Source organism: Fructobacillus evanidus (assembly GCF_963580165.1).
Classification (GTDB): Bacteria; Bacillota; Bacilli; order Lactobacillales; family Lactobacillaceae; genus Fructobacillus; species Fructobacillus evanidus.
In genome coordinates this window covers 144,749-160,357 of record NZ_CAUZLM010000002.1, presented here as the reverse complement: position 1 = coordinate 160,357, position 15,609 = coordinate 144,749, and the positions used below count along the sequence as shown (strand labels likewise).

16 protein-coding genes are annotated in these 15,609 nt (G+C 43.7%); 13 read left to right on the top strand and 3 right to left on the bottom strand.

The genetic code is table 11. The features are described 5' to 3' along the window. Positions 1 to 38: 38 nt before the first annotated feature. The 11 genes from AABI08_RS02165 to AABI08_RS02115 all read left to right on the top strand — a co-directional run bounded on the left by AABI08_RS02165 (position 39) and on the right by AABI08_RS02115 (position 8,733). Complete coding sequence (locus tag AABI08_RS02165) at positions 39 to 998, top strand: ATPase, T2SS/T4P/T4SS family (protein ID WP_338344155.1); 960 nt, start codon at positions 39 to 41, stop codon at positions 996 to 998. Between the two features lie 3 nt (positions 999 to 1,001). Further along, a complete protein-coding gene (locus tag AABI08_RS02160) occupies positions 1,002 to 2,036 on the top strand; it encodes a type II secretion system F family protein (RefSeq protein ID WP_338343447.1) in 1,035 nt (344 codons plus the stop codon). A gap of 242 nt (positions 2,037 to 2,278) precedes the next feature. Beyond that, positions 2,279 to 2,581 carry a competence type IV pilus major pilin ComGC gene (gene comGC, locus AABI08_RS02155; RefSeq protein WP_338343518.1) on the top strand — a complete coding sequence of 101 codons (303 nt, stop codon included), beginning with the start codon at positions 2,279 to 2,281 and terminating at the stop codon, positions 2,579 to 2,581. Continuing rightward, entirely contained in the window at positions 2,565 to 2,963 is a 399-nt protein-coding gene (locus tag AABI08_RS02150; protein ID WP_338343446.1) for a hypothetical protein, read from the top strand. Before comGC ends, AABI08_RS02150 begins: the two co-directional genes overlap by 17 nt. A 34-nt stretch (positions 2,964 to 2,997) precedes the next feature. Further along, positions 2,998 to 3,204 (top strand): hypothetical protein, encoded by a 207-nt coding sequence (locus tag AABI08_RS02145; protein WP_338343445.1) that lies wholly within the window; start codon positions 2,998 to 3,000, stop codon positions 3,202 to 3,204. 16 nt (positions 3,205 to 3,220) lie between these two features. After that, positions 3,221 to 3,628 (top strand): hypothetical protein, encoded by a 408-nt coding sequence (locus AABI08_RS02140; protein WP_338343444.1) that lies wholly within the window; start codon positions 3,221 to 3,223, stop codon positions 3,626 to 3,628. A 3-nt stretch (positions 3,629 to 3,631) separates the two neighbouring features. Beyond that, a complete protein-coding gene (locus AABI08_RS02135) occupies positions 3,632 to 3,952 on the top strand; it encodes a hypothetical protein (protein ID WP_338343443.1) in 321 nt (106 codons plus the stop codon). A 37-nt stretch (positions 3,953 to 3,989) separates the two neighbouring features. Continuing rightward, positions 3,990 to 4,994 carry a class I SAM-dependent methyltransferase gene (locus AABI08_RS02130; protein ID WP_338343442.1) on the top strand — a complete coding sequence of 335 codons (1,005 nt, stop codon included), beginning with the start codon at positions 3,990 to 3,992 and terminating at the stop codon, positions 4,992 to 4,994. 42 nt (positions 4,995 to 5,036) lie between these two features. After that, positions 5,037 to 6,269 (top strand): acetate/propionate family kinase, encoded by a 1,233-nt coding sequence (locus tag AABI08_RS02125; RefSeq protein WP_338343441.1) that lies wholly within the window; start codon positions 5,037 to 5,039, stop codon positions 6,267 to 6,269. A gap of 175 nt (positions 6,270 to 6,444) precedes the next feature. Further along, complete coding sequence (locus AABI08_RS02120; RefSeq protein ID WP_338343440.1) at positions 6,445 to 7,662, top strand: glycoside hydrolase family 73 protein; 1,218 nt, start codon at positions 6,445 to 6,447, stop codon at positions 7,660 to 7,662. A 126-nt stretch (positions 7,663 to 7,788) separates the two neighbouring features. After that, positions 7,789 to 8,733, top strand: a complete 945-nt coding sequence (locus AABI08_RS02115) for a GRP family sugar transporter (protein ID WP_338343439.1) — start codon at positions 7,789 to 7,791, stop codon at positions 8,731 to 8,733. Positions 8,734 to 8,874: 141 nt separating this feature from the next. On the opposite strand, the gene greA is transcribed toward AABI08_RS02115, so the two are convergent. Together greA and AABI08_RS02105 are read right to left on the bottom strand one after the other, a co-directional pair. Continuing rightward, entirely contained in the window at positions 8,875 to 9,366 is a 492-nt protein-coding gene (gene greA, locus AABI08_RS02110) for a transcription elongation factor GreA (RefSeq protein ID WP_252773603.1), read from the bottom strand. A 62-nt stretch (positions 9,367 to 9,428) separates the two neighbouring features. Then, positions 9,429 to 12,056, bottom strand: coding sequence for a YfhO family protein (locus tag AABI08_RS02105; protein WP_338343438.1), 2,628 nt, complete (start codon positions 12,054 to 12,056; stop codon positions 9,429 to 9,431). 99 nt (positions 12,057 to 12,155) lie between these two features. Here AABI08_RS02105 and AABI08_RS02100 point away from each other — a divergent pair, with 99 nt between their 5' ends. After that, positions 12,156 to 14,195, top strand: a complete 2,040-nt coding sequence (locus tag AABI08_RS02100) for a peptidoglycan D,D-transpeptidase FtsI family protein (RefSeq protein ID WP_338343517.1) — start codon at positions 12,156 to 12,158, stop codon at positions 14,193 to 14,195. Between the two features lie 79 nt (positions 14,196 to 14,274). On the opposite strand, the gene AABI08_RS02095 is transcribed toward AABI08_RS02100, so the two are convergent. After that, a complete protein-coding gene (locus tag AABI08_RS02095) occupies positions 14,275 to 14,679 on the bottom strand; it encodes a Fur family transcriptional regulator (RefSeq protein WP_338343437.1) in 405 nt (134 codons plus the stop codon). Positions 14,680 to 14,934: 255 nt separating this feature from the next. Here AABI08_RS02095 and AABI08_RS02090 point away from each other — a divergent pair, with 255 nt between their 5' ends. Continuing rightward, positions 14,935 to 15,609 (top strand): VIT1/CCC1 transporter family protein, encoded by a 675-nt coding sequence (locus AABI08_RS02090; RefSeq protein ID WP_338343436.1) that lies wholly within the window; start codon positions 14,935 to 14,937, stop codon positions 15,607 to 15,609.

The window sequence follows — 15,609 nt, the reverse complement described above, 5'->3', positions numbered from 1 at the left end:
CTGGTCGTCTTACTCACTAGCGATGAAAGGAGGTCACCATGATCAAGAAAATAGCAAATTGGCCTGAACATGAACGAGCAGACCCCGCCGATTGGATTCGAGCTGTTTTGACCTGGGGACAGACACAAAAGGTAACGGACTTTTATTTTTTACCAGCAGAAGGCAGCGATTACCAGGTACGGGGACAAATTTCGGGTCAAGTGAGAACTTTGGCAGTGATGGAAGCGGACTTTGGAAAAAGGGCCTTGGCTGTGATTAAGTACCGGGCGGGCCTGAACTTGGCTGAGAGCCGGCGGCCACAACTAGGACGCTTTGATTTTGGTCAAGGCTTCGTCCGTGTTTCAACCGTTGGGGATTTTTTGGGACAAGAAAGCGCCGTTTTACGGCTGATTTATCCTGATTTGTCGAAAAATCACTGGTTTGAGCCAGCTATCTTTGTGGACTTAGTTGCCGAAAAAATCAGTGCAGGCCTTTACTTGGTGGCTGGTCCCACTGGGTCCGGTAAGACCAGTACCCTTTACCGCTTGCTGGAGGCCTGGTCACCAGGCAAGGTCGTCTTAACAGTGGAAGACCCGGTTGAAATTTATCAGCCAGCTTTTTTACAACTACAGGTCAACGAACAGGCCGGAATTGACTATCAATCCCTAATTAAGGTGGCCCTGCGTCACCGACCGGATTTATTAGTAATTGGCGAGATTCGTGATACCAAGACTGCTCAGGCCGCTCTCCAAGCGGCTTTAGCTGGTCATTTGGTTTTGAGTACTTTACACGCTAATTCTGAGATTGCTGTTTTCGACCGCCTACTCAACCTCGGCCTTGACCGCCAATTGTTGAACCAAGCCTTGGTCAAGACGGTTTATCAACGCTTGCTCCCGGGCTTAGATGGCCAGTTAGGGGTCGTCTACGGGGTGGCTAACTGGCAGGCGGGTGAAGTGATTCAGCATCGTCCCTATGCAGAAAGTTTAAAACGCTACCGACAAGGAAATCAGGAGGTTTAATCGATGCATCCGAAACGAAAAATTCGCTTTTCTGAAAGTGACCAGGTTCTTTTTTTAGCTGAGCTTGGTGAGTTAACGGCATCTGGTTATGCCTTATCATTGAGCCTCGATGTTTTAGCAAGTGCCCATCCAAGCTGGCAAGAAAGGTTACAGACCATTCGTGGCCAGCTGGAGCATGGTCAACCACTAGCTGCTAGTTTGGGGAAGGTGTTAAGTCCTTCAGTTGGAATTTATCTTGATTTGGGACAGTCACATGGTAATTTCGACCAAACGCTGACCGCATTGGCTAGTAACTTTGACCAAGTGTTGCGCTACAAACAGAAGCTCCGTCAGATTTTAACTTATCCAGTGATTTTATTGGTCTTTTTATTATCCTTGGTGGTGGGGATGGAGACCTATCTTTATCCGATTTTTCATGCTTTGTCGGCCGGACAAAAGGGAGGCCAAGGCACGGGAGAAAATCCTGCTCTCTTTTATTTACATGGCTTAGCTTTTCTCTTTGGCTTTGCCTTAGTCATGATTGTTGTTCTGATTTTCTTACTGAGGCGTTTAGCACCACTACAACGAATTCAAGTTGCCACTCGAGTGCCCTTTTTGGGATCGCTGATGCAGACGCTCTTAACTTATCTGTTAGCGGAACATCTGGGGATTTTGCTGTTAGCAGGGCACACATTACCGAATGTGATTGACCGTTTTGCGGCCTTATCCGCTAAGAAAAACGGTTTGGTTGTGGCAATTGCCAAACGAGCCCAAGACGCCGTGCAAAACGGTCAGACTCTGCAAAACTGGATTGGCAATCAGTCTTATTTGAAAAAGCCGCTAGCAACTTACTTAGATAGGGGCTTTACTGGTCCGGTACTCGGTACCTACTTGACTTACTATGCCAAAAGCGAATTTCAACGGTTTGACCGCCAAGTTAGCCGACTATTGGGTCTAATCCAACCACTCTTTTTTGCTCTGATTGGACTGACCATTGTTTTGTTATATCTTGCGATGCTATTACCGCTCTATAAAAATTTAGGAGGAATGTCGATATGATTCAAACATTCAATTTTGTTAAGCACACACAAACTGGAGCAGGCGGAAGGTCCCGTTTGTCGGGAAGGCCTCGGGATTACTGTCACCATCAGTCCCATCCGATGAACCAGACGATGCAGATTGGTTTATTCAACCAGCGATCCTTTTTTCAACCCCACAAACGTTTTTGGCTTAAACGTGAACATCGTAAAATTTGTCAATCAAAGGCTTGCTATGCAGCAGTCCGAGCGAAAAATCGGCGGATAGCGACGAAGAAAAACGGTTTCACATTGATTGAAGCGACGGTAGTGCTCTTCATTATTGGTCTGTTGATGTTACTGATTTTGCCGAACTTAACGCAACAACGAGATAAGGCGCAGCAAACCCATGCAAAGGCAATGGTCGCCACCGTACAGACACAGGTTGATTTGTACGTGAATGACCACCCGGAAAAGAAACAGGTGACAATGGATGATTTAGCAAAGGAAAATTATCTGACCAAGGAACAGCTTGAAAAGGTAAAGGCACTGAAAATTGTGATTGCTGGCCATGAAGCTAAAATTTAAATCCTTTACCTTGGTGGAATCCGTGATTGTCTTGAGCCTAGTAGCACTCTTGCTCGGACTTGGACTCGCCTTACGACCGAAGCAAAATCAGCAGAGTTTTGCAGATTTTCAACAGCAATTTGCTGCCCATTTTCAGCGAGCCCGCCTATTAGCACAAGCAAAAGGAGTTGAAAGTATTCTTGATTTTCAATCAAACCAGTTGGTGATTGGTCAAGCAGTGCTTTCTTACCCAGTAAAAAGCAAAGTTGAGCGGGCAACAAAAGTTGTGATCAAGCCAAGTGGCTACGTGGCCCCCGGTCATATTACCTGGCACCAGGGTCAGGGTACCTGGCGTCTTATTTTCCAATTTGGAGGTGGTACCTATCGTTTCGAGAAAGTCTAGAAAATCGTCAGGCTTTGCCCTTGTTGAGGGGATTATGGCGCTGACACTGATTACTAGTGTTGTCGTTTTCGAACTGGAAACATTGCGCAATTATCAAAAGAAGCAGCGAGAACTGATTTTACAGAATAAGGCGGCCAATCAGGAAAAACGAAAGGCTTTAGAGAGATGGCAGTCTTTTGTGGACCAAACACCAAAACCAAAGGAAGAGGGCACTCATGACGGCGATTCAAAGCAAACGTAGCCGGAGGGGGTTTACTATGGTGGAAGCAATCATGGCCCTCGTCGTGGCAGCGATGGTCTTTGAAGCGTTAATGATTATTTTGCCGCAAAGTAAAAAAGGGACGGTAAAAGATTTGCAAACTGATTTTCAGGCAGCTTTAACGCAGCTAGGTCGGCAAGGGTATCAACTTGATCAAGTTCAAGCACATGAAATTCAGCTGAAGAAGGCCATTGGCGATCCGGTTACGTTGAAAGTTGCTAAGCATGACTTAGTTTTGGATGGGACTCATCATGGTCGCGTGCTCTTGCTACACGGGATTGATGATTTGTTGGTCGATAATTTGGGAACCTATCAATTTTTGACCGTTTCTTCTCATGGACATGAGAAAGCGAGTGGTACACTTTTTTTACCCAAGACGAAACAGGTCGTTGTGGAAGAGGGGTAAAAGATGGCAAACAACCAGCTATACCAATACAAAAATCATCAGCCAGCCTACTTGCTGTTGCCGACCATCTTGGCATTAACTCTCATTGGTTTGATGTTCTTTTTGCAGACGAAAATTTTTCACGAAAAAATGCATAGTCAATTATTGTTGTTAGAAACGACGACCATCGATACAAGGCAAATTGAAGCGTCACGATTGTTTCATCAAAATAACCAACAAGCTGGCCAAATTCAGGGTGATTCTTGGTTAGTTGAACCGGGAAGAGGCCAGATTAAAATTATTAGTAAAAATCAGGATTATTGGCGACCACTTTTAACCCCTTAGCCTTGTCTAGACCAGCAAAAAGGGCTAAAATAAGACCATGATAAATCGACAAATTCCTGCATATTTTGAAAAAATTGATCAAGCCGTGGTGACGGTGAAGAATCAAGAAAAAATGACCAATCGAGCAGCCCTTGTCATGGCTTTGGAGAGGCTGAATAAAAAAGAAATTCTTAGCTCCGACCATGACCAGTTAGCTGATGACTCTAAAAAAGCACTGCAGTCCTTAGAGGAAATTGACTGGTCAAGCTTGCTTCTTAGTGACCAACGCAATATCTTACAACTTTTGGTTTTGAAAGCTGACCGAGAGGATAAAGTGCCAGCAAACCTTCAGTTAACCCCAGATGGTATTGGTTATCTTTTGGGCGAGCTGATTTACCAGACAGCTAATCCTAGTGAACAAATGAGTATCACTGACATGGCCGTTGGAACTGGTAACCTCTTATGGACAATTGTGGAAAGCTTTAGTCGCCATGACCTTCAAGGTCATCGCTTAACGGGGATTGATAACGATGAGGGGCAGTTATCCTTGGCTAGTGAGTTAGCGGTCGCGCTCAAGCAAGACCCAACACTTCTTTTTGGGGATGTTATTGGTCTTTCAGAAGAAGGGGAATCACCGGCCGATATTGTGGTTGGCGACTTACCAATTGGTTACTACCCCAGCAAGGCACCGGAAAACTTCGTCACGGCTTTTCCAGAACAAGATGGCCAATCTTATGCTCACTACCTGATGATTGAAAAGTCATTGGATTTGGTGAAGGATGATGGTTGGATTTACCTCATTGTGCCAAGTGATTTATTAACAGGACCACGATATGAGTCCATCCTGAAATTGTTCTCACAAAAAGCCCAGTTAAAGGCATTCTTGTCACTGCCGGCTGAGTATTTCCAAAATCAAGAACAAGCGAAAGCATTCTTGGTTTTGCGGAAGAAAGATGCGCTGCCAAAGCAAGAAGTTTTGATGGGACAGTATCCTTCCGTTAAGGACCAAAAGGCTTTGCAAGAATTTTTGCAAGATATTCAAGCCTGGGGTAAACTAAAGTAAGTTAGAAATGAATTAAAAAACAAAGATAGGTGGATTTTTTTCATGGCAAAGATTATGGCAGTGAATGCCGGTAGTTCTTCATTGAAGTTTCAGCTCTTAGAGATGCCACAAGAGCAAGTAATCGCCCAAGGGTTAATTGAACGAATCGGAATGGATGATGCCATTGTAACGATCAAGTTTGCGGCCAATGATCAAGCGGCCAAAAATGCTGACGTTGAGGTATCTGGTGACAAGGCTAAGTTTAAGACTGTTACCGCTATCAAGGACCACCAAGTTGCCATTAACTTGATGCTTGAAAAATTGTCAGAATTGGATATTATCCAAGACTTTAGCGAAATCGTTGGGGTTGGCCATCGCGTTGTTGCTGGTGGTGAATACTTTGATAAGTCTGTTTTGGTGAACGATGATGTCTTGGCTAAGATTGATGAATTAGCTGATTATGCACCATTGCACAACCCAGCCAACGCATTGGGAATTCGTGCCTTCCAAAAGTTGTTGCCAAACGCAACTTCTGTTGCCGTCTTTGATACCTCTTTCCATCAGACAATGCCAAAGGTGAACTACCTTTACTCATTGCCTTATGAATACTATGAAAAGTATGGCGCACGTAAGTATGGCGCTCACGGAACTTCACACCGCTATGTTGCTGGCCGCGCTGCTGACATCTTAGGTAAGGACTTGAAGGACTTGAAATTGATTACCTTGCACCTTGGTGCCGGTGCCTCAATTACGGCCGTTAAGGGTGGCAAGTCATTTGATACATCAATGGGCTTCACTCCATTAGCCGGTGTGACAATGGCAACTCGTTCAGGGGATGTGGATGCGTCATTAGTGAACTTTATCCAAACCAAGGAAAACCTGTCAAATGAAGAAATGTTGACAATCTTGAACAAGAAATCAGGATTGCAGGGAATTTCACAGGTCTCAAGTGATATGCGTGACCTCTTGGCTGCCCGTAAGGACAACGAACAGGCTGACTTGGCCATTAAGATTTTTGTTGATCGTGTTGTTCGCTATATCGGTCAGTACATTGCTGAAATGGGTGGAGCTGATGCATTGGTCTTCACTGCTGGAATTGGTGAAAACGCTGATTGGGTTCGAGAAGAAGTCGTTGACCGTCTGGGTTACTTTGGTATCGAAATTGATAAGGATAAGAACACTGGTTGTCGTGAAGAAGCAGATGTTTCAGCTGCCGATGCAAAGATTAAGACTTTGGTCGTACCAACTGATGAAGAATTGATGATTGCTCGTGATGTGCAAGAATTGATGGCTTAATTTTATTCTTACTTAATTAAGGAAAAACATAATGAGGACAGGTTACGCCTACTCTCGTTATGTTTTTTTAATTATATTTCCCTAAAAAGGGGAGTATACTAGGAGTTGCTGGTCAGACTCCTGTGTAAGTTGAGTCAACCGGACGAAATAAGATTGAAGATTGGAAACATTACTGATGGAATTTGAAAAACGTCGGCAATCGTCAAAGAAACGTAAAAAACATAGTTGGCGGTTCCGAATTATCATGATCCTATTCGTTTTGCTATTAGCAGTTGGTGGGGCCTTCTGGTTCAATCGCCAGGGATATCAGGCAAAGAATCCAAATGACACCGCAGTCACGATGGTGACGGTCAAGGACAAGGCGAGTGTTAAGGAAATCGGTGAGCAGTTGCAAAAAGAGGGAATTATCCGCAACAGTCACTACTTTGTTAGTTATGCAAATAAGTATGGGGCTAAAGATATTGCGGGTGGCACTTATCCGTTGTCACAGGTTCAAGATATTGCTGAGATTTACCAAGAATTAACAGAGGGAGCAGGGGCTGAACCGGTTTTGTCTTCTGGTTATACCTTTATTTCCAACACGAAGACTGCTGACCAAACGGCGCAAACGATTGCCGATGCTGCTGATGTGTCAAAATCTGATTTGTTAGCTGCTTATAGCGATAGCGATTTAATTGCTCAAGCTAAGAAAGAATATCCACAGTTGTTCTTAAATGCTAAGAGTGATCAAAATTTGTATGACTTTGTTTATCCAGGAATCTACCGCTTCAAGAAGGAAAAATCAGCCAAGGATTTGGTGATGACCATGTTGAAGCAGACAAATAAGACTTTAAAGCCTTATTATGCGCAATTAAAAGCTAATAAAATTCCGGCATCGACTGCCATTTTGCTAGCCGAGAATGGTGGTAAAAAAGAATTCGACCGCCGCTTAGCCTTTATTAAGAAAATCGCACCATACAGCCAGAGTCTTCAATCTCAGTATGGTATCTTGGCGTCAATTTCAATTGCGCAGGCTATCCACGAATCAAATTGGGACGATTCTGCATTGTCGACGAAGTACAATAACTATTACGGTGTGAAGACGGATGATACAACGGCTGGTAAATCAGTTGTTCTGCAGACCCAAGAGGTCGAAAACGGTCAAACAGTGACGAAGAATGCTCGTTTTGCAGTTTACGATTCTTATCAAGATTCCATGAAGGCCCACGCTAAGACGATTGCCAATGGTAATACTTGGAATGCCAATCAGTTTGCTGATGTTTTGGCGGCCAAAAATTACAAGGACGCTGCTCAAGCATTGTCAACTGACGGCTATGCCACAGATCCTAGCTATCCAAAGCTGATTATCCAGATTATTGAAAACTGGAACTTAGCTCAATACGATAAAAATTAACCTTTGAAAGCCTGCTTTGTCAGGCTTTTTATTATTTCATGAAATTTTTTTGTAAAAAATGTTGTGTAACCGTTTACATTCGTGTAGAATATAGCTTGTAAGATAAGTGAAAGGAACTTAAACATTATGAACTTTGCGATTTTAATTGCCTTGCTCCCAGCCTTGTTCTGGGGTTCAGTCGGGCTCGTATCAACAAAAATGGGCGGATCTGCCTCACAACAAACTTTCGGAATGTCAATCGGAGCATTGATTTTCGGAATGGTCACACTCTTTGGTTTCGTCATACCAAATGGCTTCTACCTTGGTTCTGAAATCTGGGTTGTTGGTATCCTGTCAGGATTGGTTTGGGCTCTTGGAATGGTTTTCCAGTTCTTGCTCTTCAAGGAAATGGGTGTTTCATTGGGAATGCCTTTGTCAACTGCCGGCCAAATCATCATGAATGCCTTGTTGGCTGCCACTCTCTTGGGAGAATGGAAGAACGCAGCTATGTGGATTGTTGGGGTTATCTCAATCGCTTTGGTTGTGACTGGTGCAACCTTTATCTCAAAGCCAGATAAAACAGCAGCAACGCCTTCAAAGATTGATGCTAAGGGAATTTTCTACTTGGTAATGTCAACTGCAGGCTTCATGCTCTACTTCGTTTTGCCTAACTTCTTGTCAAAGATTGGTTACATTTCAGATAACATCAAGTCTGCTGGCCATGGTTTGAACTATATGACGGCTATCGTTGGTCCTCAGGCCATCGGTCAGGTAATTGGTTCATTGATTATCGTGCTCTTCGTCTTCCGCGAAGGAAAGCAAATGTTCTCAAAGCCAACTTGGAAGAACTTGGTAACTGGTTTGGTTTGGGCCGTTGGAAACATTTTCATGTTCATTTCATCTGCTAACCCAGCTGTTGGTCAAACAATTGCCACTGCTTTGTCACAGTTGAGTATCGTTGTTGGTACCTTTGGTGGTATCTACATCTTGCATGAAAAGAAGACTTCTACTCAAATGAAGTTTATCATTGCCGGAACTCTCTTGGTTTTGGTTGGTGCCATCTTGATTGGTAACATCCATTCCTTCGCATAATTTATTAACTCATCATATAAGTAACATAATATAAATCAAAAAGGCGGGCACTTCCATTTGGAAGGACCCGCCTTTTACTTTGCTAATTTTATCTTAACGTCAGAAAAAAACCACTCAAACTGAATTGAGTGGTTTTCTTGCTTAGTCTTGCTTTGCCTTAACAGACAAAATTTCAACCTGAATTTCAACATTGTTAGGCAATGGCACTTTAACAGTGTCACCCTTATGCTTGCCAAGCAAGGCAGCAGCCATAGGTGATTCGTTTGAAATCTTACCCGCCATTGGGTCCGCTTCAACGGAACCAACGATGGTATAGGTTTCGGGATCTTCATCGGGAAGTTCCTTAAAGGTTACTTCCTTACCCAATGTCACTTCGTCGCTGTCAGAGTTGTCAGCTGAAATAATTTCAGCGTTTTCAATCATCTTGCGAACGGTAACAATCCGTCCTTCAACAAAGGCCTGCTCGTCCTTTGCTGATTGGTATTCAGAGTTTTCAGACAAATCCCCGTATGAACGTGCGATTTGAATGCGGTTAGTAATCTCTGGACGTTGCTTGGTAATTAAGTCATCAAGCTCCGCTTGCAATTTGTCACGGCCTGCAGCCGTCATTGGGAATTTCTTTTCTTCCGCCATGGTTCTCTTCCTTTCAGTGCCATGTAGCACAAAAAATACAGCACGTTGAATATATCACGGTCCTAGCCTCGGCGCAAGGCTTGTCGTCGATTCTTTTTAAAGGATGCATAGGCAGCGATTAGAAGTACTGTTAGCATTGATAAAAAGAGACCGGGCACGAGCAGTGGTGGTGTATAAGTTAAGGTTAAGCGATGTTTACCAGGGGTTGTCGGAATGGCAATCAGTCCTTGGAGCACCGTCTTTGTTTTCACCACCTTGCCGTCAACCTTGGCCTGCCAACCTGATGCAGCCGGAATACTAGTCATAATTAAGGGCTGGTCGGCTGTTGTGACAATCGTACCACTAATTTTGCGCGAATTGGCCTTTTTAATGGTAAGCGGATGTTGTTTTAGTTTGGCTAGGTCTTGGTTAACGGCTTGCTGATCGAAGTAGTAGATGGCGAAGTCGTCGAGGTAACGTGAATTAGCCCCGTCATTTAAGGTAATTGTTAAGATTTGAGGCTGGTCCTTCTTGTTGGTATTAAGATTGAGGGCCACGGTATGGTCGTACGAGCTTGACTGGGTCAAGAGTTTACCATTTAGTCGAAGATCGACTGAATCAAGGTTGATTGCGCCACCAATATTAAGGTAGTAAGAATCATTAGTTGTTGGCGTGTAGGCCAGGGTCAAAACGGCCTTCTTATGTTTATTGATTTTTTGAATTGTTCCCCCCGTTAAATCAGCCGTCGTTGTCAGATTTTCGGTGTTAAGAACCTGGAAAGGTTCTCTGTAAAGTAATTGTTGGTTTGGCTGTCCTGCGAGGTAGGTGAGCAGGTTCGCCTGGTTGACCAATGGGTAACGAACGGATAGCGGAGTGGTCAATGCCTGATTTGAAGCGGCGTAAGCAAGGCTAAGTGCCGTTGGATTTTTCTTGAGAGCCCAGTTCTTGCCACTAGCGACAGTCTTTTGTCGATCGTAGTCGGGACGGTTACTCTGCTTTAAATAGGCGGAACTGGTGCTTAAATGACCAGTTGTTTGGATAAAGTATTTAAAGGCCAGCAGTGAATCTGTAATGGTTGTCCCATTGTCGTAAGCAATTTTTGAATCGCCTTCGATTTGGCCAATATTTTGGTAAAACAAAGCAGTAGTGGCGGGAAGCAGTGATGAAAAGTGGCTACCAGCCCTAAAGTTGGCCGAAAAGCCATCGTTATAGGTCCGACTGAGGCCTTGGCTGATGCGATACCAAGAGTCATCGTGCTGAGTGGCTGCCTTGGAGACTGCTGTCAGTCGCGTGACGCCAGCCTCATAGGTGGCCTTTGTTAGGTAGGAAAGGTGGTTTAACGTCTTGCCGGCATTGAAAATCAGATAGCCGGTGGTCACAATTAATAGAAGCAACATCTTCACTTGACTGCCATCCATCACAATTAAAATCAGGATGGTTAACAGATAGCCAAAGAGAAAGCCGAGGAGGGCGTTCTTGTCCAGGTAAGTCACCTTCAGTAGTTGGTCAGCCCCCCAGATGGTCAACGCTAAAACAGCTATTAGGTAAAAAGCACGGGCAAATAGGCTGGGTTGCCAATCTGGTTCAAAACCTTTGGCAGCGAGAACAATTAAAAAGAAGGAAATTAAAAAGGAGAAGCGGGCAGGGTACCAAACGGGGTATTGCCCACCATGGAAAAGTAAAATGAGTGGTGCAAAGGTTGTTGCTAAAATTAGGACAATTAAAATCAGGGCAGCCATCAGTTTTTCACGAAGTAAAAACTTCTTGCTAGCAAAAAAGGCCCAGAGGGCAATTAAAATTAATGGCGCCACTAAAAAATTAGCCTGGCCGGTTTGCATTTGATCAAAATCAAAGGAACCGGGCATTAATTTGAAGAATAATAACAGCGGGTTATTATCAAATTTGAATAACCAGGTCGAATTATGGGTTGTCTTCCCCATTTTCAGCTGAGCGTAGGTTGGTAGCCAGAGCCATGCAGTTAAAAAGATACTTAAGATTCCTGATTTCACCAATGTAAAAATGATTTTTAGTCGGTCTTTGATTTGACCATCAAGCAGGCGAAAGGGGACATAAAGAAATAAGAAGAGTCCCACCATCCAGGCAATGTAATAATTGGTGATAATTGTTGCCACCAACATCGCTAAAAACGCACCAGAGCCCTTGTGGGCCAGGAGGCGTTCTAATGAAAGGATGAGGAGGGGGAGGATGGCGGCAGTGTCTAACCATAGTAGGTTTAAGTCGTTAGCAATAAACCAGGCCGAGAGCGGGTAATTAATGGCGAAAATCAGAATCCAATAACCGGACAGCCAATTCATCTTTTTAATTAAAAGAGCCATCGAGAAGCCGGCTAAACCAATTTTTAATACGGTCACGACTAAAATCCAAACGGGCATGGTTTTGGTTGAGGCCAATAAAAAGAGCAGGTTAAATGGTGACATTAAATAATAAGACCATTCACCAACCATATCGCCGCCAATTCCAGATGAAAAAGAATAAAAAAAGGCAGAGGGGTCGGATAGGAGCGTATGTTTAAATTGGACAAAGTAATCCAGATATTGTTGACCTAAATCGACCGTTAAAATCGTCGAAGAACCAAAGGGGGTCATCCCGCGACCAGCAAAATAAGCAGTCATTAAAATGACTGGGAGAAGGAAGGAAAGTGTGACCGGTGAAAAAAGGTATTTTTGAGCGATTTGTCTGTAATTATTCATGCCTCTAGAATAACAAAATTCGATTGAAATTTAGCGATAAATTCGCTTTTTATGGTAAAGTAGAGAGAATCATAATGAACATAGATGGAAAGAATTCTAATGAAGCGCAATCCTTACCTTGAAGACCGTGATAAAAATGACGCCAGAGCAAACTTGCCGGCCCGGCTAAAGTTACTCTTAGGTGTTGTCATTGCTTTAACAATGGCATTGATTATTCAATTGGCCTTTCTGACAATCAAACAGGGACCAGCCTTTGAAACTGAGGTTAGCAAGTCCGATGAAACCGTTGAATTAGGCAGCGCGCAGCGTGGCCTGATTTATGACAGTACCGGGAAAGTTATTACCGGTAATAAGCCCGAAGCGGCCGTTACCTATACTAGAGGGAAGACAACAACCTCGTCTGAAATCGCTAAAACGGCTAAGATTTTGTCAAAGTACATTTCAATCGATACTAGTCGTTTAAGTGATCGGGCGAAGGCTGACTACTATCTCGTAACAAATTCAACGGAAGCAACAAAAATTCAAACGAAGTTGCAAAAGCAATATGGGAAGACCGCTGATAGTTGGTCGACTACTCAATTGAGTACTTATCAAGCGCAGTACGTGATGAATCATAATCTGGATAAGGATATCGATGCCAATCAGGCGATGATTTTCCAAAAGATGTCCGGAGCCTACGCACTATCGACAACCTATATTCAAGAGTCAGGTGTTTCCGACAAGGCGCAAGCCGAGATTGGTGAACGGTTGTCTGATATGCCAGGAATCAAGATTGGTGAATCTTTCTCTCGTGACTATCCTGAAGGAAATGATTTCGAACCAATGGTTGGGACGGTTACTAATGAGTCAACTGGTTTGCCTGAAGACCGATTGCATACACTTTTGGCCCAGGGTTACTCACAGAATGAACCCGTCGGTAGCTTTGCCCTTGAAAAGCAATATGAATCGCTATTGAAGGGGTCACCATCGCAAACAGTGATTTCAACAATGAATGGTGTCAAAAGTTCTGACATTAAGTATGAGGGTCAGGCCGGTGACTCATTGAAGCTGACGATTAATTCCGCTTTCCAAAAGAAAGTGCAACAGATTTTGGAAGATAATTTACCTAGTGGTGATGTACAGGGGGCTTATGCAACTGTTATTAATCCTTACACCGGTGCAATTTATGCCATGGGCGGGGTTAGTCGTGATAGTAAGACCGGGACAAAGACGGCTAATCCATTAGGAAACATTAATGCTGCTATCGTCATGGGGTCAGTTGTTAAGCCAGCTATTTTGGCTACTGGTTTCCAAAAGGGTGTGGTCACACCAACGAACAATACGATGTATGATCAGGCGATTAAAATTCAAGGAACGCCAAATATTACTTCATACTGGAACCAGGGTGGAAGTCCGGTTGCCGTTGATGCGCCAACTGCCTTGGAGCGGTCTTCGAACACTTACTTTGTTCAATTGGGAATGAAAATTGGTGGTCAGACTTATTATCCAGGTGAACAGTTGAAGCTTCGTTCCGATGCTTTCCAAACGTTGCGCAATGGTTTGGCTCAGTTTGGATTGGGAACGAAGACAGGAATCGATATCGACGGTGAAACGGCCGGCTATCGTGGTCCAACAACCGGTGCCAATATTGGAAAATATTTGTACGAGTCCTTCGGACAGTATGATTCCTACACAACGATGCAGCTAGCTCGCTATGTTTCAGTGATTGCCAACGGTGGTTACTTAGTCCAGCCACACTTGGTTGGCTCGGTCTTGCAAAGTGATGTTTCTGGTAAAAACCAAAAGACCGTTTGGACGGCACAACCAGAACTCCAAGGCCAAGTTTCTTTGACGACTGACCAGTGGAACGTCATTAAGAATGGAATGTACCGAGTTGCCAATGGTTCGGATCCACATAACACGGGATCTAGTTTGCACGGTCTGTCACCCGAGGTCTACGCTAAGACGGGTACTGCCGAAACAACAACGAATGGTCATTCGACTTATACTGAGTCGATGGTGGCCTATGTTCCTGGACAACCATTTGCCATGTCCTTGGCTATTCCAGGGTTGAATTCCTACTTGGATGGAACCAATGGTCGGATCTCAAAGGAAATCATTAATGCCTTCTGGGATACCGTTATGAATAAGCCAAGTTAAAATCAGTTAAAAAACGATAAACGTCAAAAAAACCAGTACTGAAATTTTCAGTACTGGTTTTTTATGTTGCAATGATTAATTAGTCGTTCGCATTTGGTTTGATGCCGTACAAATCAATTCGATACTCTGTAATTTGTAGACCGGTTGCAGCCTCGGCAGCCTTGATCAGGGGCGCAGGGTCAAAGTTGGCTGCATCGATAATCTCGTTGGTCTGCGTATTAATGACATGATAGTGGGGATGAGAGGCAGCATCGTAGTGACGCTTACCGTCTGAGATTCCCTCAATCACGACGACTAATTTAGCATTAACAAATTTTTCCAAAGTATTGTAGACGGTTGCTAAAGAAATATCTGGCAAGTCATTATGAATCATTTCCGCCGTAGGGTGGGTGTCATGACTCATCATGTACTCTAGCAAGGTCAACCGTTGATTAGTTGCCTTAAGTTTGTGTTCCTGTAAAACGGATTTCAGCTGATCAAGCATATTTTCCCCTCCTAATGTATCGAATACATTACGATTATAACATGTGATTAGAACAATTCAAAGACTTCTTGACAAATATTTTAGAAGTTATGGCTTTACACTGGGATTATTCTTAACTAAATAATTAAATAAGAATAAAAAAGTCATTAATGACTTAGAAAAGATAGTTATCAGAACTACATAATTGCTTGACAAACGTAAAGGAAGCTGATAAACTATATTAGAACCATTCTTAATTAAGGAGGATTATTGAGAATGAAAAAGAAGTCATTAATGGCCCAAAACAATTTGGTTCGTGCGGGCGTTATGGGAGGCAACGATGGGATTCTGTCGGTTGCCGGTATCATTATTGGAGTGGCCGGTGCGGGCCAAAGCCTGACGGCAGTGATGCTGTCAGGCTTTGCAGGAACCCTGGCTGGCATGGTCTCGATGGCCATGGGTGAGTATGTCTCGGTTGAATCATCGAGAGATGCTCAGGACCGCGCTCGTAAAGAAGAATCGAAGGTGTTAGACCAAGATTACAACAAAGAATTTAATTTTGTCAAAGACAAGTATCAAGCTGATGGCATTTCAGCTGAAATGGCTTTGCAGGCGACAAAAGAAATGATGGCAAAGGATCCTTTAGAAACATTGGTACGTGAACGGTTTGGTTTTTCGCTAAACTCCAAGGTTTCTGCTGGTGGTGCCGCTATCGTCTCTTTTTTCGCCTTCCCAACCGGAGCAGCCTTTCCAATGACGTTGATGGGCTTAGCAAAACCAGAGTGGCGAATTGCAGCAACCTTTTTAGCAGTCTTAGTGGCATTGTTAATCACGGGTTATTTAGCAGCCGTGATTAATGGTGCTAACCGCATTCGAGGTGCCTTACGAAACCTTGTATCCGGCATTTTAACGATGGCTGTGACGCTGGCAATTGGCTCACTCTTTCGCTAA

What these genes read in the sequence shown, in the direction of transcription:
- AABI08_RS02165 (WP_338344155.1), top strand. Translation starts at nt 39, where the DNA reads ATGATCAAGAAAATAGCAAATTGGCCTGAACATGAACGAGCAGACCCC.
- AABI08_RS02160 (WP_338343447.1), top strand. Translation starts at nt 1,002, where the DNA reads ATGCATCCGAAACGAAAAATTCGCTTTTCTGAAAGTGACCAGGTTCTT.
- AABI08_RS02150 (WP_338343446.1), top strand. Translation starts at nt 2,565, where the DNA reads ATGAAGCTAAAATTTAAATCCTTTACCTTGGTGGAATCCGTGATTGTC.
- AABI08_RS02145 (WP_338343445.1), top strand. Translation starts at nt 2,998, where the DNA reads ATGGCGCTGACACTGATTACTAGTGTTGTCGTTTTCGAACTGGAAACA.
- AABI08_RS02140 (WP_338343444.1), top strand. Translation starts at nt 3,221, where the DNA reads ATGGTGGAAGCAATCATGGCCCTCGTCGTGGCAGCGATGGTCTTTGAA.
- AABI08_RS02135 (WP_338343443.1), top strand. Translation starts at nt 3,632, where the DNA reads ATGGCAAACAACCAGCTATACCAATACAAAAATCATCAGCCAGCCTAC.
- AABI08_RS02130 (WP_338343442.1), top strand. Translation starts at nt 3,990, where the DNA reads ATGATAAATCGACAAATTCCTGCATATTTTGAAAAAATTGATCAAGCC.
- AABI08_RS02125 (WP_338343441.1), top strand. Translation starts at nt 5,037, where the DNA reads ATGGCAAAGATTATGGCAGTGAATGCCGGTAGTTCTTCATTGAAGTTT.
- AABI08_RS02120 (WP_338343440.1), top strand. Translation starts at nt 6,445, where the DNA reads ATGGAATTTGAAAAACGTCGGCAATCGTCAAAGAAACGTAAAAAACAT.
- AABI08_RS02115 (WP_338343439.1), top strand. Translation starts at nt 7,789, where the DNA reads ATGAACTTTGCGATTTTAATTGCCTTGCTCCCAGCCTTGTTCTGGGGT.
- greA (WP_252773603.1), bottom strand. Translation starts at nt 9,366, where the DNA reads ATGGCGGAAGAAAAGAAATTCCCAATGACGGCTGCAGGCCGTGACAAA.
- AABI08_RS02105 (WP_338343438.1), bottom strand. Translation starts at nt 12,056, where the DNA reads ATGAATAATTACAGACAAATCGCTCAAAAATACCTTTTTTCACCGGTC.
- AABI08_RS02100 (WP_338343517.1), top strand. Translation starts at nt 12,156, where the DNA reads ATGAAGCGCAATCCTTACCTTGAAGACCGTGATAAAAATGACGCCAGA.
- AABI08_RS02095 (WP_338343437.1), bottom strand. Translation starts at nt 14,679, where the DNA reads ATGCTTGATCAGCTGAAATCCGTTTTACAGGAACACAAACTTAAGGCA.
- AABI08_RS02090 (WP_338343436.1), top strand. Translation starts at nt 14,935, where the DNA reads ATGAAAAAGAAGTCATTAATGGCCCAAAACAATTTGGTTCGTGCGGGC.